This is a genomic window from Halorhabdus sp. BNX81 (assembly GCF_029229925.1).
Lineage (GTDB): Archaea > Halobacteriota > Halobacteria > Halobacteriales > Haloarculaceae > Halorhabdus.
The window spans coordinates 499,471-521,214 of sequence record NZ_CP107254.1; the positions used below are offsets into that span (position 1 = coordinate 499,471).

At 62.8% G+C, this 21,744-nt stretch carries 22 protein-coding genes and 1 tRNA gene; 10 read left to right on the forward strand and 13 right to left on the reverse strand.

The genetic code is table 11. The features are described 5' to 3' along the window. Positions 1–55 precede the first annotated feature (55 nt). From HBNXHr_RS02430 to HBNXHr_RS02455, 6 genes are all read left to right on the forward strand, one after another. Positions 56–1,234 carry an NAD-dependent epimerase/dehydratase family protein gene (locus HBNXHr_RS02430; RefSeq protein ID WP_275883030.1) on the forward strand — a complete coding sequence of 393 codons (1,179 nt, stop codon included), beginning with the start codon at positions 56–58 and terminating at the stop codon, positions 1,232–1,234. Positions 1,235–1,243: 9 nt separating this feature from the next. Next, entirely contained in the window at positions 1,244–2,191 is a 948-nt protein-coding gene (locus HBNXHr_RS02435; RefSeq protein WP_275883031.1) for an NAD(P)-dependent oxidoreductase, read from the forward strand. Next, positions 2,188–3,186 (forward strand): NAD(P)-dependent oxidoreductase, encoded by a 999-nt coding sequence (locus HBNXHr_RS02440; protein WP_275883032.1) that lies wholly within the window; start codon positions 2,188–2,190, stop codon positions 3,184–3,186. Before HBNXHr_RS02435 ends, HBNXHr_RS02440 begins: the two co-directional genes overlap by 4 nt. Before the next feature lie 68 nt (positions 3,187–3,254). Then, the gene (locus tag HBNXHr_RS02445; RefSeq protein ID WP_275883033.1) at positions 3,255–4,241 is read left to right on the forward strand and encodes an endo-1,4-beta-xylanase; all 987 of its coding nucleotides are present in this window, start codon (positions 3,255–3,257) and stop codon (positions 4,239–4,241) included. 140 nt (positions 4,242–4,381) lie between these two features. Then, on the forward strand, positions 4,382–4,630 hold the full coding sequence (locus HBNXHr_RS02450) for an antitoxin VapB family protein (RefSeq protein ID WP_275883034.1): 249 nt from the start codon (positions 4,382–4,384) through the stop codon (positions 4,628–4,630). After that, positions 4,627–5,043, forward strand: coding sequence for a PIN domain-containing protein (locus tag HBNXHr_RS02455; protein ID WP_275883035.1), 417 nt, complete (start codon positions 4,627–4,629; stop codon positions 5,041–5,043). Before HBNXHr_RS02450 ends, HBNXHr_RS02455 begins: the two co-directional genes overlap by 4 nt. Positions 5,044–5,307: 264 nt before the next feature. Here HBNXHr_RS02455 and HBNXHr_RS02460 read toward each other — a convergent pair. Further along, a tRNA-Pro gene (locus HBNXHr_RS02460) sits at positions 5,308–5,380 on the reverse strand. Between the two features lie 121 nt (positions 5,381–5,501). On the opposite strand from HBNXHr_RS02460, the gene HBNXHr_RS02465 reads away from it, so the two are divergent. Continuing rightward, positions 5,502–5,789 (forward strand): amphi-Trp domain-containing protein, encoded by a 288-nt coding sequence (locus tag HBNXHr_RS02465; protein ID WP_015788863.1) that lies wholly within the window; start codon positions 5,502–5,504, stop codon positions 5,787–5,789. Positions 5,790–5,816: 27 nt separating this feature from the next. On the opposite strand, the gene trmY is transcribed toward HBNXHr_RS02465, so the two are convergent. Then, the gene (trmY, locus tag HBNXHr_RS02470; RefSeq protein WP_275883036.1) at positions 5,817–6,413 is read right to left on the reverse strand and encodes a tRNA (pseudouridine(54)-N(1))-methyltransferase TrmY; all 597 of its coding nucleotides are present in this window, start codon (positions 6,411–6,413) and stop codon (positions 5,817–5,819) included. A 122-nt stretch (positions 6,414–6,535) separates the two neighbouring features. On the opposite strand from trmY, the gene HBNXHr_RS02475 reads away from it, so the two are divergent. Continuing rightward, positions 6,536–7,018 carry a hypothetical protein gene (locus tag HBNXHr_RS02475; RefSeq protein ID WP_275883037.1) on the forward strand — a complete coding sequence of 161 codons (483 nt, stop codon included), beginning with the start codon at positions 6,536–6,538 and terminating at the stop codon, positions 7,016–7,018. Then, complete coding sequence (locus HBNXHr_RS02480; RefSeq protein WP_275739148.1) at positions 7,011–7,505, forward strand: hypothetical protein; 495 nt, start codon at positions 7,011–7,013, stop codon at positions 7,503–7,505. The genes HBNXHr_RS02475 and HBNXHr_RS02480 overlap by 8 nt, the downstream gene beginning before the upstream one ends. Positions 7,506–7,604: 99 nt before the next feature. Here HBNXHr_RS02480 and HBNXHr_RS02485 read toward each other — a convergent pair whose 3' ends face one another. The 8 genes from HBNXHr_RS02485 to HBNXHr_RS02520 form a co-directional block, all read right to left on the reverse strand. After that, positions 7,605–7,733, reverse strand: a complete 129-nt coding sequence (locus HBNXHr_RS02485) for a hypothetical protein (protein ID WP_275739150.1) — start codon at positions 7,731–7,733, stop codon at positions 7,605–7,607. A gap of 146 nt (positions 7,734–7,879) precedes the next feature. Beyond that, positions 7,880–8,497: a GTP-binding protein EngB gene (engB, locus tag HBNXHr_RS02490; RefSeq protein WP_275739152.1), complete on the reverse strand. Its 618-nt coding sequence runs from the start codon at positions 8,495–8,497 to the stop codon at positions 7,880–7,882. A gap of 142 nt (positions 8,498–8,639) precedes the next feature. After that, entirely contained in the window at positions 8,640–9,698 is a 1,059-nt protein-coding gene (locus HBNXHr_RS02495; RefSeq protein WP_275883038.1) for an ABC transporter permease, read from the reverse strand. Next, positions 9,695–10,504 carry an ATP-binding cassette domain-containing protein gene (locus tag HBNXHr_RS02500; RefSeq protein WP_275883039.1) on the reverse strand — a complete coding sequence of 270 codons (810 nt, stop codon included), beginning with the start codon at positions 10,502–10,504 and terminating at the stop codon, positions 9,695–9,697. Before HBNXHr_RS02500 ends, HBNXHr_RS02495 begins: the two co-directional genes overlap by 4 nt. 31 nt (positions 10,505–10,535) lie before the next feature. Then, the gene (locus HBNXHr_RS02505; protein ID WP_275883040.1) at positions 10,536–11,699 is read right to left on the reverse strand and encodes a substrate-binding domain-containing protein; all 1,164 of its coding nucleotides are present in this window, start codon (positions 11,697–11,699) and stop codon (positions 10,536–10,538) included. Positions 11,700–11,958: 259 nt separating this feature from the next. Beyond that, positions 11,959–12,633, reverse strand: a complete 675-nt coding sequence (locus HBNXHr_RS02510) for an Sjogren's syndrome/scleroderma autoantigen 1 family protein (protein ID WP_275883041.1) — start codon at positions 12,631–12,633, stop codon at positions 11,959–11,961. A gap of 74 nt (positions 12,634–12,707) precedes the next feature. After that, positions 12,708–14,012, reverse strand: coding sequence for a polysaccharide deacetylase family protein (locus HBNXHr_RS02515; RefSeq protein ID WP_275883042.1), 1,305 nt, complete (start codon positions 14,010–14,012; stop codon positions 12,708–12,710). Positions 14,013–14,098: 86 nt separating this feature from the next. After that, positions 14,099–15,349, reverse strand: a complete 1,251-nt coding sequence (locus HBNXHr_RS02520; protein WP_275883043.1) for a polysaccharide deacetylase family protein — start codon at positions 15,347–15,349, stop codon at positions 14,099–14,101. Between the two features lie 235 nt (positions 15,350–15,584). Between HBNXHr_RS02520 and HBNXHr_RS02525 the strand changes: the two genes are divergently transcribed. Beyond that, on the forward strand, positions 15,585–17,177 hold the full coding sequence (locus tag HBNXHr_RS02525; RefSeq protein WP_275883044.1) for a solute carrier family 23 protein: 1,593 nt from the start codon (positions 15,585–15,587) through the stop codon (positions 17,175–17,177). Positions 17,178–17,195: 18 nt separating this feature from the next. Here HBNXHr_RS02525 and HBNXHr_RS02530 read toward each other — a convergent pair whose 3' ends face one another. From HBNXHr_RS02530 to HBNXHr_RS02540, 3 genes are all read right to left on the reverse strand, one after another. Continuing rightward, positions 17,196–18,575 carry a sugar porter family MFS transporter gene (locus tag HBNXHr_RS02530; protein ID WP_275739169.1) on the reverse strand — a complete coding sequence of 460 codons (1,380 nt, stop codon included), beginning with the start codon at positions 18,573–18,575 and terminating at the stop codon, positions 17,196–17,198. A gap of 230 nt (positions 18,576–18,805) precedes the next feature. Continuing rightward, on the reverse strand, positions 18,806–20,398 hold the full coding sequence (locus tag HBNXHr_RS02535; protein ID WP_275883045.1) for a DUF5305 family protein: 1,593 nt from the start codon (positions 20,396–20,398) through the stop codon (positions 18,806–18,808). 53 nt (positions 20,399–20,451) lie between these two features. Beyond that, on the reverse strand, positions 20,452–21,594 hold the full coding sequence (locus HBNXHr_RS02540) for a signal peptidase I (RefSeq protein WP_275739173.1): 1,143 nt from the start codon (positions 21,592–21,594) through the stop codon (positions 20,452–20,454). Positions 21,595–21,744 lie beyond the last annotated feature (150 nt).

Consider the following 21,744-nt stretch of genomic DNA (forward strand, 5'->3'; position numbering starts at 1 on the left):
AACGCCCACCGACGGAAAGACTTATGCAGGTAGTTACTCACTTCATGAGTAACACATGACGATCATCGTCACCGGCGGCGACGGACACATCGGCTGGCCGACAGCCCTGCGCATCGCGACGCGAACCGACGACCGCGTGCTCCTGGTCGATAACTTCGCACGACGGGAGTGGGTCGAGGAGGTCGGCTCCGTCAGCGGCGTCCCGATCACCTCGATCGACGAGCGCATCGAGGCCGCCGAGGCGGTCCACGGGATCACGAACCTCTCGTTCGTCGAGGGCGACCTCGTCGAGAAGTCCTTCGTCGACGAACTCCTGGCCGTCCACGAACCCGACACCATCGTGCACACGGCCGCCCAGCCGTCCGCACCCTACAGCCAGATCAACGGCGAGCGCGCCAACTACACCCAGCACAACAACATGCAGGCCACCCGGAACCTGCTGTGGGGCCTGGAGGAACACGACCTCACCGACACCCACTTCATCGAGACGACGACGACCGGCGTCTACGGCGCGCCGGAGTTCCCGATCCCCGAGGGCGGCGCGACGATGGAGAACCAGGGCGAAGAAGACGAGGTCCCGTTTCCGGCGATGGCGGGCAGCTGGTATCACCTCACCAAGAGCCACGACGCGGCGAACATGCGCCTCGCGCACTCGCAGTTCGACATCCCCATCTCGGACGTGCGGACCGCGATCACCTACGGCACAGGGACCGAAGAGACCGAGGCCGACCCGCGACTCGCGACGCGTTTCGACTTCGATTACTACTTCGGCGTCGTCGCCCACCGCTTCGCCGCCCAGGCCGTCGCCGGCTACCCGATGACCGTCTACGGCAAGGGCGAGCAGCGCAAACCCTTCATCGCGATGGAGGATGCCGTCGAGGGACTCGCAGAACTCGCGCTTATGGACCCCGACGACCGCCCGGACGACCACGTCGTCTACAACCAGGTCACGCGCGCGATCTCGATCGTCGAGGTCGCCGAGACCATCGCCGACGTCGCCGGCGAGTTCGATCTCGACGTCGACGTCAAACACTACGACAACCCCCGCGACGAGGACGAGACCCACAAGATGGAGATCGAGAACGACCGCTACGCCGACCTCATCGACGGGCAGGGCACGACCTTCGAGGAGGGCGTCCGGTCGATCCTGGGAACCCTGGTCGAACACGACGACCGGATCACGGCCCACGAGGATCGGTTCCTCCCGGGTGTGCTGACAGACGACGAGGACTGACCGACTGTCATGGATGTCCTCGTGACGGGCGGAATGGGATATATCGGCAGCGCCCTGCTGCCGCTGCTCGCCGACGCCCCCGACGTCGATCGGATCGTCGTGCTCGACTCGCTCGCCAGCGGGTCGCCACGCCATCTACTCGAAGCGCGCGTCGACGGCGATCTGGACTTCCGGCGCGGCGACGTCCGGGAGTACGGCAACGTCGAGAACGCGATGGGCGGCGTCGACACCGTGATCCACCTCGCGGCGATCACCGGTGCGGCGAGTACCCACGACCGCCGCGCGGAGACGATGGCGGTCAACTTGGAGGGCACGGAGAACGTCGTCAACGCGGCGCGGAAACTCGATGTCGGGAACCTCGTCTTTGCCTCCTCGTGTAACAACTACGGCCGCGCGGCGACGACCGACATCGACGAGACGACCGAGCCCGATCCGCTGAATCCCTACGCTGAGGCGAAAGTCGCCGCCGAGAACATCGTCGCCGAATTCGCTGGGGCGAACGGCGCGAACGCGACTTCCCTCCGGATGAGCACAAACTACGGGTTCGCCCCCGGCGTCCGGTTCAACCTGGTGGTCAATCACTTCGTCTTCCGGGCGTTGACCGGTCGGCCGCTGACGGTCTACGGCGACGGGTCGAACTGGCGGCCATTCATCCACGTCCGCGACGCAGCGCGGGCGTTCGCCCACGCAGCACGCAACCCCGAATCGTGGTCCCGGGACATCTACAACGTCGGCAGCGAGGCCGGCAACTATCGCATCAGTGAGATCGCCGAGATCGTCAGCGAGGAGGTTGCACCTGTCGACGTGACGTATCTCGAAGACGAACATCCCGGCCCCTCCTATCACGTCAACTTCGACCGCCTCGAAGAGACCGGGTTCGAGCCCGAATGGACGCTCCGTGATGGCGTTGGCGATCTTGCCACCGTCCTTCGCGACCGTCAGGAGATCGATGCATGACCGAGAATGACTCCTTCGACCCGGACGAACCGCTCTCGATCGCCGTCACCGGCGCGGCGGGCTTCATCGGCTCGCGCGTCCTCGACCGCCTCCAGGCGGCCCACCCGGAGTGGGAACTCACGGCGATCGACAACTTCTATCTCGGTGACGTTCGGGAAGTCGGCGACGTCACCGTCGAACACGTCGACGTCCGGAACCGCGATCGCCTCGCGGACGCACTCGCGGGGAGCGACGTCGTGATGCACCTCGCGGCGATCAGCGGCGTCGACGACTGCACCGAGAACGCCGACCTCGCCTACGAGACCAACGTCGTCGGGACGCACAACGTCGCGTGGTTCTGTCGCCAGACCGGGGCCGCACTCGTCTTTCCCTTCAGCATGGCCGTGCTGGGGGACCCCCAGTCGTTCCCGATCACCGTCGAGCAGCCACGCGACCCGATGAACTGGTACGGCCGGACGAAAGTGCTGGGCGAGCAGGCCATCGAGACCTACGCCGACGGCGCGTTCCCGGCCCACCTCTTCCTGAAGTCGAATCTCTACGGCAGCCACCAGGTCGGCGAGCAGACGGTCTCGAAGGGGACGGTCATCAACTTCTTCCTGGGCCGACTCTTCGACGGCGAGACGCTCACCGTCTACGAGCCGGGAACCCAGGCGCGCAACTACATCCACGTCAAGGATATCGCCCGGGCGTACGTCCGGAGCGCCGAACGCCTCGAAGAACAACTCGCCGCTGGCGAGACCGGCGTCGAGCGCTACGAGATCGCCAGCGACGAGGATCCAAGCGTCATGACCGTCGCCGAACGGATCCAGTCGATCGCCGGCGAGTACGGCCTCGACGCCGATGTCGAACTCGTCGAGAACCCGCGTGCCGGCGACGAGACGCTCGTCTCGGAGTTCGGCGTCGACACGAGCGCCGCTCGCGAGCGACTGGGCTGGGAGGTCCGTCACACCATCGAGGAGACTGTCCGGGAACGACTCGACTCCCGGCTGTCGTGACCCTCGATAGGTCGGCTGTCCGGCACTTTCCCCAATGACTTTCTCCCCTCGCTTCGACTGATAGGGAGATGGAAAGCGACAAGACGCTTCGCGAACTGGCCGACGAGAACGACCTCACGCTCGGTGCAAGCATCACGGCAGACGCATTCAGGACGTACCCCGACGATCCGGCGGTCGCACAGACGCTCACGCGGGAGTTCAACGCCGTCACGACCGGCAACGCACTCAAGATGGGGCCGTTGCGCCCTGAGCGCTACACCTACGATTTCGAGGATGCCGACGCCATCGTGAACCTCGGAGTCGCAAACGACCTGCTGGTTCGGGGCCACGCGCTCGTCTGGCACAACCAGACCCCGGGGTGGTTCTACCCCTGGGAGTACACCGACGACCAGCTTCGGACGTTCCTCCGGGACCACATCCACACCGTCGCGGGACGCTATCGCGGGAAGGTCGACGTCTGGGATGTCGTCAACGAGGCCGTCGCCGACGACGGTACCATGCGCGAGACGGCGTGGTACGACGCGATGGGCGAGGAGTACATCGACCTGGCCTTCCAGTGGGCCAACGAGGTCGCGCCCGATGCCGACCTCTTCTACAACGACTACGGCATCGACGAGATCAACGAGAAGGCCGACGGGGTCTACGCACTCCTCGAACGCCTCCTCGACCGCGGTGTCCCCATCGACGGCGTCGGCCTCCAGATGCACGCCTTCCGTGCCCAGGAGTACGTGACGCCCGAGGCCCTCGGCGAGAACATCCGGCGGTTCAAAGACCTCGGGCTGGACGTCCACGTCACCGAGATGGACGTCGCCTACGATCGGGAGAACGTCCCCGAGGACCACCTGGAACACCAGGCCCAGTACTACCGCGACATCCTGGAGGCGTGTCTCGACAACGGCTGTGACACGCTGGTCACCTGGGGGGTCCACGACACGGCCTCCTGGCTGCGAAACTACGACCAGACGATCACCGACGACCCGCTGCTGTTCGACGAGGACTTCGATCCCAAGCCCGCCTACTTCGCGATCAAGGACCTGCTGGAGAGTCGGGTCTGAGCGAATCAGGTCAGCAACATCCCTGTGTTATCGGGGCCTGCGATCGCTTGCGGAAGACGCACGCTGGGGCCTGAACATGTCGGTTGTGTCTGTTTTGAGCCCAACAACTAAACCCTGTCAACGCCAACGTTGACGTAACAATGGCCACCGCTGACGAGCAGATACGAGTGAGCGACCGGGTGAAGCGAGAACTCGACCGCCTCCGGCGGGAGAACGAGAGCTACAACGATGTGCTCGAGCGAGTCCTTGACGAGGAGAAGCTCGGTGACTTCTACGACGGGTTCGGTCGATGGTCCGACGAGGAAGCCGACCGCGTCCGTGAGGCCCGCCGCAAGTCAAAAGAGAAGCGAAAGCAGCGACTGCGAGAGCGAGCTGTGGACACGGCATGAAGGTCCTCGACGCGACTTTTCTGATCGACTATCTGGACGGCGTCGAAGCGACCAAAGCGTTCTATGAGGCACATGGGGGCGAGAACGAACGCTGGGTGATGCCCGTTCCGGCCTACGCTGAGGCACTCGTCGGCGAGGGGAACCTGCCGAGTGGCGACGTCGACGGTGCTCGTGGAGCCCTCTCGTGGGGTGAGACGTACGCCGTCGACGAGCGGACGGCCGTGACAGCGGGGGAGATCGCGGACGAGGTCGGATCGAGTGGGCCGTATTTGGACGGCCTTGATGCGCTGATTGCCGCCGTCGGCAGGGAACTGGATGCGCCAGTGGTCTCCGGCGACAGTGACCTCACGCACCCAGAGACGAAGCACGTGATCGACGTCGAAGAGTATCGCGAGCCCGAACACGACCACTAACTCGTCTCGGCTACTTAGTTACTCACTTGGGCAATCAGCAAGCGGATTTTTGGCTTCGGACAGCTCAGCCACGTTACTCTCCCCCGAAACCGGCCGCTACGTGTCTATGAATCCGGGAAAAGCCGATATACGTAGTGGGCCGGCGCGAATGTCGAACTCGGGAAGACGGTCGCGCTCACTTCGCTCGCGCGCTGCGACTTCCCTGCTCGAATTCGCGCGGCTACACGGACTTCCCGCTCACGAGTTTGTTCGCGGGAAAGGTAGTGGGCCGGCGCGAATTCGAATCGCGGTTACGGCCACCCGAAGGCCGAAGGATACCAAGCTACCCCACCGGCCCGCGCTCTATAGTTGCCGAGGTTTGCCTTTAACTCTTGCGAGACTGGCCGAGTCGGGCGAATCAGCTATCGTGGCGTGTTGACGCTGCAACACTTATCCCCGCCGGGCACCTTTTACCCTGTATGCCCGAAGAAGTCCTCTTCGAAACCGAGCAGTCAATGTCCCGCGCAGACATCGCCACGTACCTCCGCACCGTGGCCGACAACCTCGAGGGCGGCGACGCGATCACGCTGGAAGCCGGCGACCAGTCGGTGACGCTCGAACCACCCGCCCAGCCGACCTTCGAGGTCAAAGCCGAACGCGAGGGACCGGTCGATGGCTCCGGGGAACTCTCCATCGAACTCGAACTCGAGTGGGACGAGAACGCCGACGGTGGGACCGAGGGAGACGGCGAACTCCGGATCGAGTAAGCTCCCTCACTAACGACGTGCGATCGATCAATAGCGCTCGTAGCCGTCGGTATCGAGATAGTTGTGGACGACGCTGATCGCGTGATCGGCGTGGATCGCGTTCGGCCCGAGACTGACTCGTTCGGCGTCTAACTCATCGAGCAATGCTTGCTCTTCCGCGGTGAAATCCCGGTGATCCGAGAGGACGAAAACGGGATCCTCTGGGGGTGCCGACTCGACAATCGGCCTTCCGTCCTCATGAAGCTGGAGTAGCGTCCCCTCCCCGGCGGCGTCCCGGAGGGCGGCCTCGACGCCCCGCCGGGAGAGAGAGATTCCGGGCGACGTCTCGACCGCCTGGTGGCCGATCGCGCCCTCGCGCTGTTCGAGCGCGCTCCGAACTCGGGCGGCTGTGCTCCGCTCGTCGGGGTTGAGTCCCTGCAATTTCGCCCCCTCGAAGCGAAGGGTGAACTCGTCATCGAGAATCAGCCGAAATCGAACGTCCCCACGAAGGCCGTGCGAGCGGAGCAAGGCCGCAGTGATCGATCGGCTGAGCAGATCGAGGCGGCCGGCCCCACCCGGCAGATCATCGAGCGGAAAGTCGGGCGTCGTCGGCGCTTCGTGTCCGATCACGACGAACTGGCGCATGGACTGGGATGGGACGTAGCGATGCTTACGTGCGTCGGTTGTCTGTCCTCCGCAGCTTCCTCTTGGGTCGAGTCGAAACCGGAAGGAAAACCTACATTGCCCGCCCCATCTCACCCATCCTCGTGAAACAGTGGCAGCGTGGCCTGCTCGTCCTCGGGCTCGTCGGACTCCTCGTAGGCATGGGCGTCCACTACGGCGCGGCCGAAGACGACCACTGGCCCTACCCCGACGAAGACGACCTCGCCGGTCAGCCGGCCGAACACGTCGGCGAGGAGGTGTTCCTCTTCGGGACGGTGACAGCCGTCGACGCCGACGCGGGGACGGCGACCATCCGCGTTGAGGCCGATTCGGGTTCGTTCTCGCTGTCGGTCCAGTCGTTCGACCGGACCGTCCAGCCCGGTGGCGTCGTCCAGGTGCTTGGCGAACTTACGACTGAGCGCACTGTCGACGCCGAGCGCGTCGTTGTGGTCAACGCCACGGGTGGTGCGGAGTGGTACAAGTACGGCGTCTCCGTGATCGGCGCAATCCTCGTCCTGCTCGCGTTCTTCAGATACTGGCGCGTCGATACGGACACCTGGACCTTCGAGGTGGGCCACGATGGCTGACCTGCTGTCGACCGTTCTCGTGACCTACGCGGCGTTTACGGTCGCCAGCTGGCGAATCGATGGACTGGACCGCCGCTGGATCGTCGTTGCGATGGGCGGGGCCGCAATCCCCGATCTCGTGAAGGTTCAAATACTCGTCGACGCAGATGTGATCGGGAACGCACTCGGCGTTCCGTTCTCATATTCACCAGTGGCGAGTATCGCAGGCGTGGTGGTCGTCGCAGGTATCATCGCACTCTTTTTCGGCGAGCAGTGGCGACGGCAGGCTTACGCCGTTCTGCTTGCCAGTGGGGGTTTCTCGCTCGTGATCGACGGCCTGCGTGTCTACGCCGATGGGTTCGCGAACTTCTACCTGTATCCGCTGTGGATCCGCCCGCCGACGCCGGGACTGTTTGTCTCCGCAGACCCTGCTGTGCTGGTCGTTGCGTTGCTGGTGAGTGGGGTCACGTTCGGCATCGACCGATGGCTCACGACAAACCCGTCCTGATTCGCCGACGAACAGTTTCGGCGGTGGTCGTCCGGGAATCCTCGCTGGGCGAGGACAAAACGCAGAGACACAATGTACCACCGCAATCGTTCCGGCACTTCAGTCGTCGGCGGCGGTGTCTACTGGGGGCTCACGCTGCTCGCTCATCGTCTCCCAGATCTCCGCACAGCCACACCCGTCCTCGACATCGTCGAGATGGTCGTCGTCGGCGTCGTGTGTCTCGCTCATGTGTTACTCAGATCCTTAGTAACACAATTTGACGACAGCAATATATATCTTTCGGGAGCTCGATCGGTCGAGTCCGTCGGCTGCCGGGGCGCTGCTCGTGGACCGAAGCTTCGGTGGGGGAGAGAAAACCAGCCGTCGGGGCCGACTCAGAAGAACTGAAAGAGGTCGTCGCGCTCGGCCTCGTGTAGGTGCTCCCGGACAGCTTCTTTGAGGGGGCCGATCGAGCCGCGTTTGGCGCTGATCGGGGCGATCGTCCCCTGCCATTGTTTCCAGGGGGGATGAAGCCCCAGCCGGTCGCACAGTTCGTTCAGGCGTTCGTCCCGGTCGTCGACCTTGTCCATCTTGTTGACGGCCACCACGGGCGGGATCCCAACGTCTCGCAGGAAGTGAAACAGTTCCACGTCGTGGGGAATCTCGTCGGGACCGGAGTGACGGTCGATGATGTCGATGACGCTCTTGCCATCGACGACCAAGACCCCGACGAGGATCGCGTCGGCGTTGGCTTCGACGTATCGGACGACGTCGGTTTTGATCTGCTCGCGGACCTCGTCGGGGACGCCTTTCATGTAGCCGAATCCTGGCAGATCCGTTAGCACGAAGTCCTCGCTCGTCCAGTCGTAGTGGTTGGGTTCCTGCGTGACCCCAGGGCGCTGCCCGGTGTCGAAGGTGTGGCCGGTAAGCTCGCGCATGAGGGTCGACTTGCCCACGTTCGACCGTCCGGCGAGGACGACCTCCGCGCTCCGGTCCGGTCGTGTCTCGAACATACCGCTCCTATCCTGTCGAGCGCGAAAAGGCTGTCCTGTTACTCTCAGGGGTGCGCCCGGATGATAGGGGTCTGCCGAATGTTTCGAGTCGGACAGCTTTTCCCCAACTGCCGATCCTCTTTGTCAAACGCGGCGCTGCATCTCACTCCCGGAGGAAAATATCGATCATGACGGCACTGATAATGACCACACCGGTCAGTGTCTCTTGGATATCCACCGACATATTGTTCACGACGAGTAGGACCGGGATGACGCCGATCACCAGCGACCCGATGAACATTCCGGAGATGCTGCCTTCGCCGCCAAAGAGGTTCGTCCCGCCGATGACGACGGCGGCGATGATCAACAGCTCGAATCCCCGACCAGCGGACCCGAACATTGCGCCGTAGTAGGATATCGCCAGCACGCCGGCAAAGGCTGTGACGGTGCCGGTAATGACGAAGGTCGCGATCTTGACACGGTCGGTGTCGATCCCGCTTCTGTCCGCGGCGGACTCGTCGTCACCGGTCGCATAGACGTGATGGCCAAACCGTGTCTTCTGAAGGATCAATCCGAAGACGATGAGCAACCCGAGCATCCAGAACACCTGATAGGTAATCTCGACACCGGCGACCTTGATCGAGCCGCCAAAGAGGTCGAGCCACCCGAGTTCAATCACGCCGAAGGGATCGATATCCGGGAGGCCATCGGGGAGTTGTTGGGAGCCACCGGCGGTAAGCATGTAGGCTACCCCCCGGAGAATACTCATCATCCCGATGGTCGTGATGAGCGAGGGGATACCGATCTTGGTCACGATGACGCCGTTTGCCAGCCCGACGGTCGCGCCGATGAGGAGGACGGCAACCAGTGCCGCCGGCACCGTCAATCGGTACTCGGTGAGCAACATCGCGAAGGTCAATCCACCCACGCCGTACAGTGCCCCGACCGAGAGATCGAACTCGCCACCGATCATGAGGTAGGTCATCCCGATCCCGATGATCACGTACGGGGTCGCCTGTCGCAGCAAGCGGGAGACAAGCCCGCTAAAGCTCCCCCAGTTGAAAAACAGGTCCGGTTGCGTCACGCCGATGAGTCCAAACAGGAGAAGAAAGCCCATCAGGACGCCGATCTGGCGGCGCTGGAGGAGTCCCTTGAGCCGTGAGCCGGTTTCGCGACTCACGGTTCTATCCGTCGAGCCGGTCTCCTCTGGGTTCTCGCTCATACCGGGGCCTCCTCGTCGGACGCCGCGATATCGAACTCCGCGACGGCATCCTCGTCTTTGGCGCCCATCATCAGGGCGATGATCTCGTCGCGTGTCGCCGACTCCGCGTCACGGACGCCCATCAACCGACCCTGGGCGAGCACGGAGATCCGGTCGGCGACGGTGAGGACTTGCCGGATGTTGTGACTGATGAGGATGATCGCCAAACCCTGCTCTCGGAGTTCGTCGATGACCTGAAGGACGTTGCGTGCCCCCTCGATCGAGAGGGCACTGGTCGGTTCGTCGAGAATGAGGATGTCCGGATCGGACTGCAGCGCACGGGCGACCGCGACTGCCTGCTGTTGGCCCCCGGAGAGGTCTTGGACTTTCGCGCCGGGATCGACGGGAATTTGTACCCGGTCGAGGCTCTCCCGGGCTCGGTCATACATCTCTTTCCTGTCGACGACGCCGAAGTATTTCCCGAGGAAGTCCGACCGAACCGGCTCGTGGCCCAGGAACACGTTGGCGGCGACTGTCTGTTGTTCGGCCAGCGCCAGATCCTGATAGACTGTTTCGATCCCCCGCTCACGGGCGTCGCTGTAGTCCTCGAATTCGACAGTCCGGTCGTCGATCAGGATCTCACCGCTCGTCGGCTGGTGGACGCCACAGAGCATCTTGATGAGTGTCGACTTCCCGGCCCCGTTGTCGCCGACGATCGCCATGACTTCCCCGTCACGAAGAGCGAAGTCCACGTCTTCGACCGCGACGATGTTTCCGAAGTGTTTCGTGAGCCCGACAGTGCGCAGTAGTGAATCGTCTTTGGACATAGTTGCCGTGTGGGTGGCTGTTTCGGCAGCGCTACACACCGTGGTAGTTCAGTAATTCGCCCCAGTTGCGCCGTTCGAGGGCGAAGTCGATCACGTCCTGGTCGATGATCTCCGCGCCGGTCAGGTACTCCTTGGGCGGCATGCCCCGTTCCAGATACGCGAACGCCTGGAGGACGGGGAAATACCCCTGGCTGTAGGGGTCCTGGCCGGTCGTATAGTTCATCACCCCATCCTGGATATACTCGAGCGTGTTCTGGTCCAGATCGAACCCACCGATGATCATGTCCTCCGCCATGCCCTGCTGGTCGGCGGCCTGGCCGATGAACCACGAATAGACGCCGCTGCCGACCATGCCATCCAGGTCTGGATTCGCCGTGAGGTGGTTTTCGACCGCCGAGACGCCGTCGCTGGCGGCATCGCCGTACTCGACTCGTTCGGTGAGTTCGATGTCTGTCCGCTGTTTGATGGCGTCCTCCGCGCCGTTGGCACGCGAGACCATCCCGCTATGGCCTTGGTCGGCCAGCCCGACTGTGACTTTACTCGCGTCGTCCGGCAGTTTCTCTACGAGCGCCATCCCGTTGGCATACCCCGAGGAGTACTGGTCTTGGCCGACAAAGGGCAATGCGCGACCGAACTCATCGCGCATGAACTGTCGGCCCTCCCCGCGAAGACTGTTGGTGTTGAACGTCAACACCACGATGTCGTTGTCCAGGGCGTCGTTGATGACGGTATTGTATGCTTGCGTGTTGGTGACCGTCGTGATGATCACGTCCGGTTGAGAGGCGACGACGTTCTCGAGGATGTTGACCTGCCCTTGCGCATCGAATCCACCGGAGGGGCCGGTAAAAGTGGCGTTCCATCCCAGCTGGGTCGCCGCGTCGTGAAGCCCGCCGATCGCGGGGTTCCAGAACGAGATCGCGCCGTTGTGACAGACCATCGTTACGTCTCGCTCCGGCGGATCCCGTGTGAAATCCAGGTCCGTCGGCGGCGGGTTCAGATCGATCCGCTGATACGAGGGCGCGGCCCCATCACCACTTCCATTCCCTTCTCCGTCAGTTTCCGCTTCAGTATCTCCCTGCTGGAGGCACCCTGCCAGCCCGCCGACAGCTGAGAGTGCCCCGAGTTGTTGCATCACCCGGCGACGTGAGATACCTCTTCCAGCACTGATACGCACCTGATTGTCATCTGTTGGCATGACAATTGTTGTCCTAACGCCAGGATATAATATCTATTGATTGTTCATTATGTATTGTATGTCTCTCGGGTTGTCTTTGCACCGTCCCGGTGTCTCCCCGCAGATTCGATGGATGCCACGGGGCGATCTCATGGTTCGGCCAGTGACGGACCGGTCGGTCGTCACTGACGGACGCAGTGTATTACCCGTTGCCAGCAAATACGACAGTCCAGGTATTCTTTCGTCTCCCGGTTTCCGGTGGTCACGCGCTCAGCCTCGCTCACCGCGTGCCATCCAGGGCGGCCAGCGCCTCGGCGGCCTCGCGGGCGGCTTCGAGCGCGTCTGTGGCACGGCGGGGATCGTCGGTCGCTTCGGCCTGCCGGGCGAAGGTAGACAGCGTGGCGACGAGTGAATCCCGGGCATCCTGGAGGTCGCCAGCATCACGGGTGGGCTGTGGACTCGCCCCGGGTTCGAGTCCCGGTACGTCGACACGCTGGTCGTGTTGGGGACCAGTCTCGCCCCTAGCGTGCCCTGGCGTCTCGGGTTGGGGTGGCTCTTCGTGCGCTGGACTCGTTGGCGACTCGACAGGCGGCTGGGCCGATGCTTTGGCCGTCTCTGGCTCCGACTGGGGTTTCGTGTCTCCCGTCTGGGCCCCTGACTGGGCACCTGTCTGGGCCCCTGCGTTCGTCGTTGCGTCCTGGGTTTCGGCCGTGCCGTCCGTGGCTTCGGCCTCACTGGCCGCGTTCTCGCCGGCCGATTGCTGACAGGTTGGACAGAACTCCTGGCCGTCGTACCGGAAGATGGGATCACCACACCGCTCGCAATGGGTGTCCGTCATCGTCGCCCCCTGCAACAGCAACTCGCTCATCTGTTCAGTTGCCTCGCGTTTCTTTCGATCGTGCTCGAACTGTTCGCGGAGCCGTTCGCGTTCGGCTTCCTCGTCGAAGTCGCTCATGTGTCTAGAGGGCCGGTCAATGGACAAAGACGTTGCGACCGACTCCCAGTCGGCTCAGAACCGGTTCGAACTACCTACGGTGATAGCGTCAGGGATTCCTCGTCCAGCGCGACCTCGTAGTACCCGTGGGTGTTCCAGTCGAGTTCGGTCCCGTTCTGGGACAGTGTCCCGCCGTCGACGGTCACACGCAGGTGTCGGCCTTCCGGGAAGTCCTCGGGCACTGTCCACTCCCAGACAGTTTCCTCGCCTGATTCGGTGACATCGGCGGAGGCGAACAACTGTTGACCGCGCCAGTACGCGCCGACGGTAGCGAGGGTGTCGATCCAGACGTCGCCGGCGGATTTGGCGTGTTCGATACTGTCGATGATCGCATCGATCTCGACCGGCGCGTACCACTCCTGAGTGGTCGGCGTGATCGAGTGAAAGACGAGTATCTGCCACTCACTGTTTGCCCGAGCGCCATCGATCAGGTCGATGAAGGTCTCGGCGGTGTCGCCCTCTTCGGCCACGTAACACGGCAGGTCGTACGGGTCGCTGTTGTCGTTCGGGCTAATCTCACCGCCACCAAGCTTTCGGTTGAGGAAGAGATCGGACTGCTCGGCCGGCTCGATCCACTCGCTGTCGCCGTAGGGCGCTGCCATCGTCCAGACGTCTTCCTGTCCCAGCGTGTCGATGATGTATTGGTTACACTGCTCGATCTCGGCTGCTGGATCCGAAAGTGGCTCGCCGAAGGAGCTCTCGGTCATATCGCCGTACGGATGGCTGACGGTTTGATTTCCGAGCTCGTGGCCATCCTGGCGGGCTTGCGTCCACCCCTCCTCGAACCCCGCGACGTCCTCGTTGACGTTGATTGCGAGATAGAACGACATGTTCATCTCTGTCCCCGCGAGTGCATCGTAGTGTTCGAGCTGCGAGGGTTGGCCGTTGTTGTATGAGTAGGTGACGGCCCCGTTGAATCCGGCCCAGTCGAGCACTTCCAGGCCTCCTGGGTCGCCGGTCGGCTTCGGGACCCCGTTCCGGTCGGGCGTCGGCAGCGGCGCCAGGGGCCCGTTGGCCGACTGCGGGACATCCGGGTCCAGTTCCGTCTCGGTCTCCGTCTCCGTTTCTGTCTCCGTGTCAGTTTCCGTCTCGGTCTCCGTTTCAGTCTCTGTTTCGGTCTCCGTGTCGGCTTCCGTTTCAGTCTCGGTTGGCGTCTCTGTCCCTATATTCACCATCCCCGATTGGTCCGGCGTAATCGTCCCATCCGGCGGTGTCTCTCCCTGGTTGGACGTATTGTCCTCTTGACACCCGGCCAGCGTCGTCAGTCCAGCTGCCCCCGCGATCGTCAGAAATCGACGACGGTCGATTACGGATCGTTCCCCCGTATCCTGGTCAGTCATGCACGGTCCCAAATTCAGACTCACTCTATTTGGGCTTTAGTATTTTGTCTATATTTGTCAGCCGCCTCGCGCGTCTTTTGATCCCCCTACGTCGACAACGTCAGGGACGCCTCGTCCAGGTCGACCTCGTAGTACCCGTGGGTGTTCCAGTCGAGTTCGGTCCCGTTCTGGGACAGTGTCCCGCCGTCGACGGTCACGCGCACGTGTCGACCCGCCGGGAAATCCTCGGGCACTGTCCACTCCCAGATGGTTTCCTCGCCCGACTCCGCAACCTCCGCGGATTCGAGGAGTTGGTGACCGCGCCAGTACGCGCCGACGGTAGCGAGGGTGTCGATCCAGACGTCGCCGGCGGATTTGGCGTGTTCGATACTGTCGATGATTGCATCGATCTCGACCGGCGCGTACCACACCTCGTCGGTCGGCGCGATCGTATGAAACAGGAAGATCTGCCACTCGCCGGCCTCGCGAGCGTCGTCGATCAGATCGGTGAAGGTCTCGGCGGTGTCACCTTCCTGGGCCATGTAACACGGGAGATTGTACGGATCGGCGTCGTCGTCCGGAGTGACGGCTCCGCCACCGACCCCTCTGCTGAGGAAGAGATCGGACTGCTCGGCCGGCTCGCTCCAGCCGGTGTCGCCGTAGGGGGCTGCCATCGTCCAGACGTCCTCCTGGCCCAGCGTCTCGATGATGTACTGAGAACACTGCTGAATCTCCGTCGCTGTGTCCTCGACGGGCTCGCCGAAGGAACTCTCGGTCATATCGGCGTACGGATGGCTGACGGTGTGATTCCCGAGTTCGTGGCCGTCCTGAGCGGCCAGGGTCCAGCCACCTTCGTATCCATCGAAGTCTACGTTGCTGGTGAGATAGAACGTCATGTTCATCTCGGTCGCCGCGAGCGCGTCGTAGTGCTGGAGGTTCGAGGGTTGGCCGTCGTCGTAGGTGTAGGTGACGGCCCCCTCGAATCCGGCCCAGTCGAGCACTTCCAGGCCCCCTGGCTCGCCGGTCGGCTTCGGAACCCCGTTCCGGTCGGGCGTCGGCAGCGGCGCCAGGGGCCCGTTGGCCGACTGCGGGACATCCGGGTCCAGTTCCGTCTCGGTCTCCGTTTCTGTCTCCGTGTCGGTCTCTGTTTCCGTTTCAGTCTGTGTTTCCGTTGTTGTTTCCGTGTCGGTCGTTGTTTCCGTCGGCGTCGACGTATCAGTCGATTCCGTCGGTGTGTTCTGACCTTCTGTCGTCGCTTCCTCACAGCCAGCGAGCGTTGTGAGTCCAGTCGCCCCCGCGATCGCCAGAAACCGCCGACGATCGACCGCCGTCGGTTCCCCCGTATCTTGGTCTGACATACAACAGTCCGAATTTTCGGACCCGTTCGATAAACATTGTGGTATTTTATCTTCATAGTTCTACAATAGTAATTTTTCGACAACACTTTCGAGATTATATGATCGATATAGGGGTCTACTGACGTTCGGCCGAGGTTCTGACGGGGGCTGGCCCCCGATATGGCACGTGGCACGATCGAACGAAGCGACCGTTCCGACAGTTTTTCAATCCCCTCTGTGCAGGTAGGCGACAGGCATGGGTAACACGGAGTCAGTGGACGAAACCGACTCGCTCGTGGAGTATGGCATCGAAGACCGACCGCCCCTTACCCGTTCTCTTCTGCTCGGTGTCCAGCATTACCTGACGATGATCGGCGCGAACATCGCCGTGCCCTTGATTCTCGCCGGAACGATGGGGATGCCTGGCCACGTGGAAGCGAAGTTCGTCGGCACCTTCTTCGTCGTCAGCGGGATCGCGACGCTGGCACAGACCACGTTCGGGAATCGGTATCCCATCGTGCAGGGCGCACCGTTCTCGATGCTCGCGCCCGCGATCGCCATCGTCGGGGCAAGTCTTACACTCCCCGGAATGGCCGATTGGAACGCCAAACTCCTCTTCCTGCAGGGTGCAATTATCAGTGCCGCGGTGGTCGAGGTGGCCATTGGCTACTTCGGGCTCGTGGGGAAGATCCGGGAGTACATCTCCCCGGTGGTGGTCGCGCCGGTCGTCACGTTGATCGGGCTGTCACTGTTTTCGGCACCACAGATCACTGACGTCAATGCCACCGTCCCGGGTGCACAGCAAAACTGGTATCTCCTTCTGTTGACGCTCGTGTTGATCGTCCTTTTCTCACAATATCTCAAAAATCGGAGTCGTCTGTTCAGTCTCTTTCCGATTTTGCTCGGCATCACGGTTGCGTGGCTGGTCGCGGCGATCGCGTCGGTCGCCGGGATCATCTCGTCAGGAGCGCCGGGTTTTGTCGATTTGGCGGCGATTCAGGGCGCGGATCCGATCCTGGTGCACTATCCACTGATGTGGGGCCTGCCGCGATTTGAACTGTCCTTCGCGATCGGGATGTTCGCGGGCGTTCTCGCGTCGATCATCGAGTCCTTCGCCGATTATCACGCCGTCGCCCGACTCTCGGGGGAGGGCGCGCCGTCGAAACAGCGGATCAATCACGGCATCGGGATGGAGGGGCTCGCGAACGTCTTCTCCGGGCTGATGGGGACCGGCGGATCGACCTCCTACTCCGAGAACATCGGCGCGATCGGGCTGACTGGCGTCGCCTCCAGATACGTGGTTCAGATCGGCGCGGCGGTCATGATCCTGGCCGGGTTTGTCGGGTACTTCGGCACGCTCGTCGCGACGATTCCCGACCCGATCGTCGGCGGGCTCTACATCGCCATGTTCGGCCAGATCGTGGCTGTCGGGCTCTCGAACCTGAAGTACGTCGATCTGGATTCCTCGCGAAACCTCTTCATCGTCGGGATCGCCATCTTCGCCGGGATGGCGATCCCCGCGTATATGGGCAACATCGACGCCGCGGCGGCCTCGATGGAGATTTCCGGATTCGAACTCTTCCGTCAGGGACTGATCGATGTCCCGCTTCTGGGGCCCGTCTTCGGTACCGAAATCGTCTCACAGACCGTCTACATCATTGGTGGCGTCCACATGGCCGTTGGCGGGATCATCGCGTTCATTCTCGATAACACGGTGCCGGGGACACGCGAAGAACGTGGCCTGGTCGCCTGGGAGGAGATGACTGAGAGCGACGACTCGTTCACGTCGGCAATCGAACGTGCCTCCGATCGTGTGGGGAGCGACCGCTGGCCGTTTTCCGGGGATTGAGCTGTCGCCCCGTCGCCGTTAATCGCCGACGCTGATGTTTTCGCGCAGGTCGTTCTCGATGGCTTCCAGCGTCCGCCCTTTCGTTTCGGGGACGAGCCCGTAGGTGAACGCGAACGCGACCGCGCTGAAGACGCCGAACAGCCAAAACGTCACCGACGGGCCGACGTTGGCCGTCAGGACCGGAAACGACAGCGCGACGGCGAGGTTCGCAACCCAGTTGGTGACCGTCGCGACCCCTTCGGCAGATCCGCGAACGGCCAGCGGATAGATCTCCGAGATGAGCAACCAGAAGACCGGCCCCAGCCCGATCGCGAAGAAGGAGATGTACAGCATGAGACAGACTGTCGCGGTAATGCTGAGCACCCCCGAGAGGCCCGGCAGGTAGAAGACGACCCCGAGGATCGCGAGCGTGACGGTCATCCCAGCGGTCCCGACCAGGAGGAGTGCTCGCCGGCCGACCCGGTCGATATAGGCGATCGCGACGACAGTCATCACCACGTTGACGACGCCGATCCCGACGGTCGCGAGGATCGAGGCCGCGCTGTCGAAGCCGGTCGCCTCCAGGATCGTCGGCGCGTAGTACATCACCGCGTTGATGCCGGTGATCTGCTGGAGGATTGCCAGACCGATCCCGACGATCAGGGCGGGGCGAAGCCACGGTTCGAGCAGTTTTCGGAGTCCAGCTTCGGTCTCACGTTCGACGGTCTCTTTGATCTCTTCGAGTTCCTCCTCGACGCTTCCCTTCCGGGTGCGCTGGAGGACGGCTTTGGCGCGTTCGCGCTGCCCGTGGCTGTAGAGCCATCGTGGACTTTCGGGCATCTTGAGGACACCGATCCCGAGGATGACTGCGGGGATCATCCCCGCGCCGAGCATCCACCGCCACGCGCCGTTGCCGGCGAAGAGGTAGTTCACGAAGTAGGACCCGAGAATACCGATCGTGACCATTAGCTGGTGCATCGAGGTCAGCCCACCGCGGATCCGCGGCGGTGCGATCTCGGAGATGTACAGCGGCCCAACGACTGACGCGAAGCCGATCGCGAGGCCGTCGATGAGTCGCCCCGCAACGAGCACGGGCACGGTCGGCGCGACCGCCATCAGGAACGAGCCCGTGAAGAAGACGCCCGCCGAGAGCATGATGAGCCGACGTCGGCCGATTTGGTCGGCGAGCCGTCCGCCGAGCGCCGCGCCCGCCGCCGCGCCCGCCATCGCCCCGCTCACGACGATGCCCTCGACCAACGCCGACATCTGGAAGCTCTCGTTGATGAACAGGATCGCCCCGGAGATGATGCCGGTGTCAAAGCCGAACAGGAGGCCGTTCAGCGCGGCCATCGCCGAGACGAGATAGACGAATCGGTCCCCGTCGCCACTCAACACGTTGGTTACTACGGATGTCGACATACACCCAGGGGCTCGCCAGTTGCCACGCAAAAGCGCTACGGCAATTCCCACAGGCTACTGCGGGGAACAATGCTGTCAGTTTTCCATTCGCGGAACCGTCCGAAAAATCAAATCGCTCGGTGGACATTTGACCGGTTCTCAATACCCTTGCGAACCCCTCTCAGTGCCGTTTTGGGCCGTCTTTCGGATTCGGCGGGCCCGCGCGACGAGCCGATTTCGGTGGTTCGCCGCTAGTCCTCTGAATCGCTTCCGATCAATCCCTGTAATGTTGTCAGGCGCTCCCTCAGTGTCGGGCGCTCCTGGTCGTCTGCTTCCCCTGGCTCGTCAGACTCCTCGCTGTCGGCCCCTACAGGATCGGCAGATTCCGCCTCGCTGTCGGACTCTCCATCGTGCTCAGATTCGCCGGGCTCATCAGCCTTGTTTTGCCTGTCAGGCTCCTCGCCGGCATCCGGCGGTCCTTCGCCGTCGGCGTCCGCCGGCTTGTCGGGTTCGTCATCCCGGTCGGGTGCTGTCTCACTGCCGGCGTCTGCTGACTCATCCGCGGCTTCATCGCCGTTGGCGTCCACTGGCTCGTCGGACTCTGTACCCATGTCCGGATCTCTCTGTTCGTCGGCCGGTTGTTCACGGCCGGATTCGCTTTCAGCGTCGAGTTCGCCGAGGGGCTCGGTCGTGTCCCCTTCGCCGGCACTGAACGGACTGTGGGACGCGACTCTTTCGACGAGTGGGTCCCGATGTTCCCGTTCCCGATCGGGTTTCGCCGGCGGTTCGAACCGGAACCGCTGGCCGTCGGCAAACACGTAGAACGCGCCCGTTCGCGTGTCCTCGATGACGCGGCTGTCGGTATCGATCGCGACGTTGACGAGTCCCGCAAGCGAGTCCGTCTCGGCCGTCGCCCCGCCGCGGGCGCCGGTACTGACCGCGCCGGTCGAGATCCACTCGTCGAACGACGCCCGGTCGGATCGGAACGCGAGCCATTCCCGTTCGCGATCCGAGATCGAAAGACGGCCCGTTCGAGTGGCGTACCCGAGTCCGAACACGCCCACCAGCCCAGCGATGAGCAACACAGGACCACCCATTTTTCGAAGCGGCCCGTACGTCGCCTGGACAGTGACTTCCTTCCGTTCTTTATCCGACTTCCGGACCGTCCCGGGATCCTCGATACCATAGACACCGCCGCTCGGATCGATCGGCAGGCGATACGTTCTGGTGGTGTTGACCTCCTTTCCGTTTCTGGTCCCCGAAAGCGCCACCTCGGCGACGACTTCGAGTTCGAGCTCGCCCGGTGTTCCGCCGAGGTTCTCGTCGATGCGCTCGACCTCGGCGGCGGCCCCACTCACGTTCAGCGAAAACGGGCTCTCGATCGTCTCGCCCGGGGATAGCGAATATCGGTGGTCCCGGTTCAGCTGTCGGTTTATCTCCCAGTAGACCGTTTCGGACGCCTCCCGTTGACTCTCGGCCGATCGGAGCTCCAGAGCTGTCCTGACTGTCACACTCAGGTCACCGCCGTCGGTTGCGGTGTACGTGTACGTCAGCGCCCCCGCCAATCTGGGTGTCGTCTGCGTAAAGTACGCCGATCGGTTTTCGAGCCTTTCACCCGTCTCAAACGCCGCTGTTCCGTTCACGACGGTCGCGTGATGGTGAAACTCGCCGGCCGACTCCCATTCGGATACCGTCTCCGTCACGGTCTCCGTCCCGGGCTTGGCATGGGTCGTATACGTGAGATACCCCCCCACAGCACCGACCATCACCACCACAGCGACGACCAGCGTGAAATTGTCGGCGATACCCCTCCGGATCCGAAGCCCCCGCCCCCGATCGCGCATATAAGTTCAATTTCCGATGACTATGATATAATGGTTGGGGATGGATCGGGGTTTCACCGGCGGGAAAGAACGCGTTTGAGCCGGGACGGCGTCTCGCGGGATCGGGAGCGAACCCGGCCCGAGGCGACCACGACCGTCCCGAGCAGGTACAGCGATCCACCGAGCAGGAGATCGATTGCGACGATCGGCGCCCACGGATGGAACGCATACAGGGTGGCGATCATCCCTTCCGGGAGGACGAGCAGGTACCGATGTTCGACGAGGTAGTGACGATAGTAGCCAGTTTCGGGCGGGGCCGAGAGGCGAAGCGTCGCGTTGACGGTCGAGTGCCCCCCGATGACTGTCCGCTGTGGCTCGATATCGATCCTCTCGCTTGTCGGTTCGATATACGTTACCATCGGTACGAACCCCCCATTCCCGAGTTGATATCTGGTTGATTCGGTCGTGTTCTGCTCGATGACTCGTATCCCTGGGGCGTCGCTTTCGGCGCTCACGACGCCGAACTCCTGTGGACCGGCGGGCAGAACCATCGTCGCTGTGGCCGACAGGACCACGGCGGCTGCGAAGATCCCCACGATCAATCTGACGTCCACACCCGTCTTTCGGGACGTGTCACGTCCCGACGATCGGTCGCTGCCCACGAGTACGTCGGCCACGTAGCCGAGTACCGATGCGCCGGCCAGCAGATAGGCCAGTCCCTGCGTCCCAAGCAGCGACCGGATGCCAAGGAGCGTGGCGAGGTGTCGTTGGAGTGTCCCGAGGACGTGCTGGATCGTGCTCACGGCCGTGCCGATAGCAGGGATCGAGAGAACATTCCCGCCCGGTTGCCACGCGGTGGCGACGATCTGTGTCTCGCTGACTACCGGCTCGTTGCCGTCCTGATCGGTGAACGGGTTGGCGTCGCCACGGGTGATATATCCCCGGTCAGTTTTCTCGACGACGCGATGGGTCGCAAGTCCGCCACCCTGGATTGTTTCGGCCTGGAATGTAACGACATCTCCCTTTTCGACCGGTCCGGCAAGCGCCGACGGGATGGCCACGAACCCGTCCCCCGGATCGAGTGTCGGTTCCATGCTCCCCGTCGTGACGTATCCCAGTAGCACCGGCTGGCCGAGCACCTGCCCGGCGACCATCGCGACCAGGAAGATCGCGATGACTGCCTTTCCCACCCCCGCTAGCACCCCCCGCAGTCCCATTGTCGAAGGCTTGCCCCTCATCCTATAAAATAGTTGGTGCACGGACACGATATCGATGGGTGTGTCCGGCCGATGTACCACCTCGATCTATTCTCTGGATGCTGATATGCTCACGTATCGGGGAACTCACGGCCCGGCCCTGCTTTCACT

Bases quoted from the DNA above. Each gene is read 5' to 3' on its own strand.
- HBNXHr_RS02450 (WP_275883034.1), top strand. From the start codon at position 4,382: ATGGCCACCGCTGACGAGCAGATACGAGTGAGCGACCGGGTGAAGCGA.
- HBNXHr_RS02435 (WP_275883031.1), top strand. From the start codon at position 1,244: ATGGATGTCCTCGTGACGGGCGGAATGGGATATATCGGCAGCGCCCTG.
- HBNXHr_RS02465 (WP_015788863.1), top strand. From the start codon at position 5,502: ATGCCCGAAGAAGTCCTCTTCGAAACCGAGCAGTCAATGTCCCGCGCA.
- HBNXHr_RS02500 (WP_275883039.1), bottom strand. From the start codon at position 10,504: ATGTCCAAAGACGATTCACTACTGCGCACTGTCGGGCTCACGAAACAC.
- HBNXHr_RS02510 (WP_275883041.1), bottom strand. From the start codon at position 12,633: ATGAGCGACTTCGACGAGGAAGCCGAACGCGAACGGCTCCGCGAACAG.
- HBNXHr_RS02520 (WP_275883043.1), bottom strand. From the start codon at position 15,349: ATGTCAGACCAAGATACGGGGGAACCGACGGCGGTCGATCGTCGGCGG.
- HBNXHr_RS02480 (WP_275739148.1), top strand. From the start codon at position 7,011: ATGGCTGACCTGCTGTCGACCGTTCTCGTGACCTACGCGGCGTTTACG.
- HBNXHr_RS02530 (WP_275739169.1), bottom strand. From the start codon at position 18,575: ATGTCGACATCCGTAGTAACCAACGTGTTGAGTGGCGACGGGGACCGA.
- trmY (WP_275883036.1), bottom strand. From the start codon at position 6,413: ATGCGCCAGTTCGTCGTGATCGGACACGAAGCGCCGACGACGCCCGAC.
- HBNXHr_RS02430 (WP_275883030.1), top strand. From the start codon at position 56: ATGACGATCATCGTCACCGGCGGCGACGGACACATCGGCTGGCCGACA.
- HBNXHr_RS02515 (WP_275883042.1), bottom strand. From the start codon at position 14,012: ATGACTGACCAGGATACGGGGGAACGATCCGTAATCGACCGTCGTCGA.
- engB (WP_275739152.1), bottom strand. From the start codon at position 8,497: ATGTTCGAGACACGACCGGACCGGAGCGCGGAGGTCGTCCTCGCCGGA.
- HBNXHr_RS02440 (WP_275883032.1), top strand. From the start codon at position 2,188: ATGACCGAGAATGACTCCTTCGACCCGGACGAACCGCTCTCGATCGCC.
- HBNXHr_RS02535 (WP_275883045.1), bottom strand. From the start codon at position 20,398: ATGCGCGATCGGGGGCGGGGGCTTCGGATCCGGAGGGGTATCGCCGAC.
- HBNXHr_RS02505 (WP_275883040.1), bottom strand. From the start codon at position 11,699: ATGCCAACAGATGACAATCAGGTGCGTATCAGTGCTGGAAGAGGTATC.
- HBNXHr_RS02495 (WP_275883038.1), bottom strand. From the start codon at position 9,698: ATGAGCGAGAACCCAGAGGAGACCGGCTCGACGGATAGAACCGTGAGT.
- HBNXHr_RS02485 (WP_275739150.1), bottom strand. From the start codon at position 7,733: ATGAGCGAGACACACGACGCCGACGACGACCATCTCGACGATGTCGAG.
- HBNXHr_RS02540 (WP_275739173.1), bottom strand. From the start codon at position 21,594: ATGGGACTGCGGGGGGTGCTAGCGGGGGTGGGAAAGGCAGTCATCGCG.
- HBNXHr_RS02455 (WP_275883035.1), top strand. From the start codon at position 4,627: ATGAAGGTCCTCGACGCGACTTTTCTGATCGACTATCTGGACGGCGTC.
- HBNXHr_RS02525 (WP_275883044.1), top strand. From the start codon at position 15,585: ATGGGTAACACGGAGTCAGTGGACGAAACCGACTCGCTCGTGGAGTAT.
- HBNXHr_RS02445 (WP_275883033.1), top strand. From the start codon at position 3,255: ATGGAAAGCGACAAGACGCTTCGCGAACTGGCCGACGAGAACGACCTC.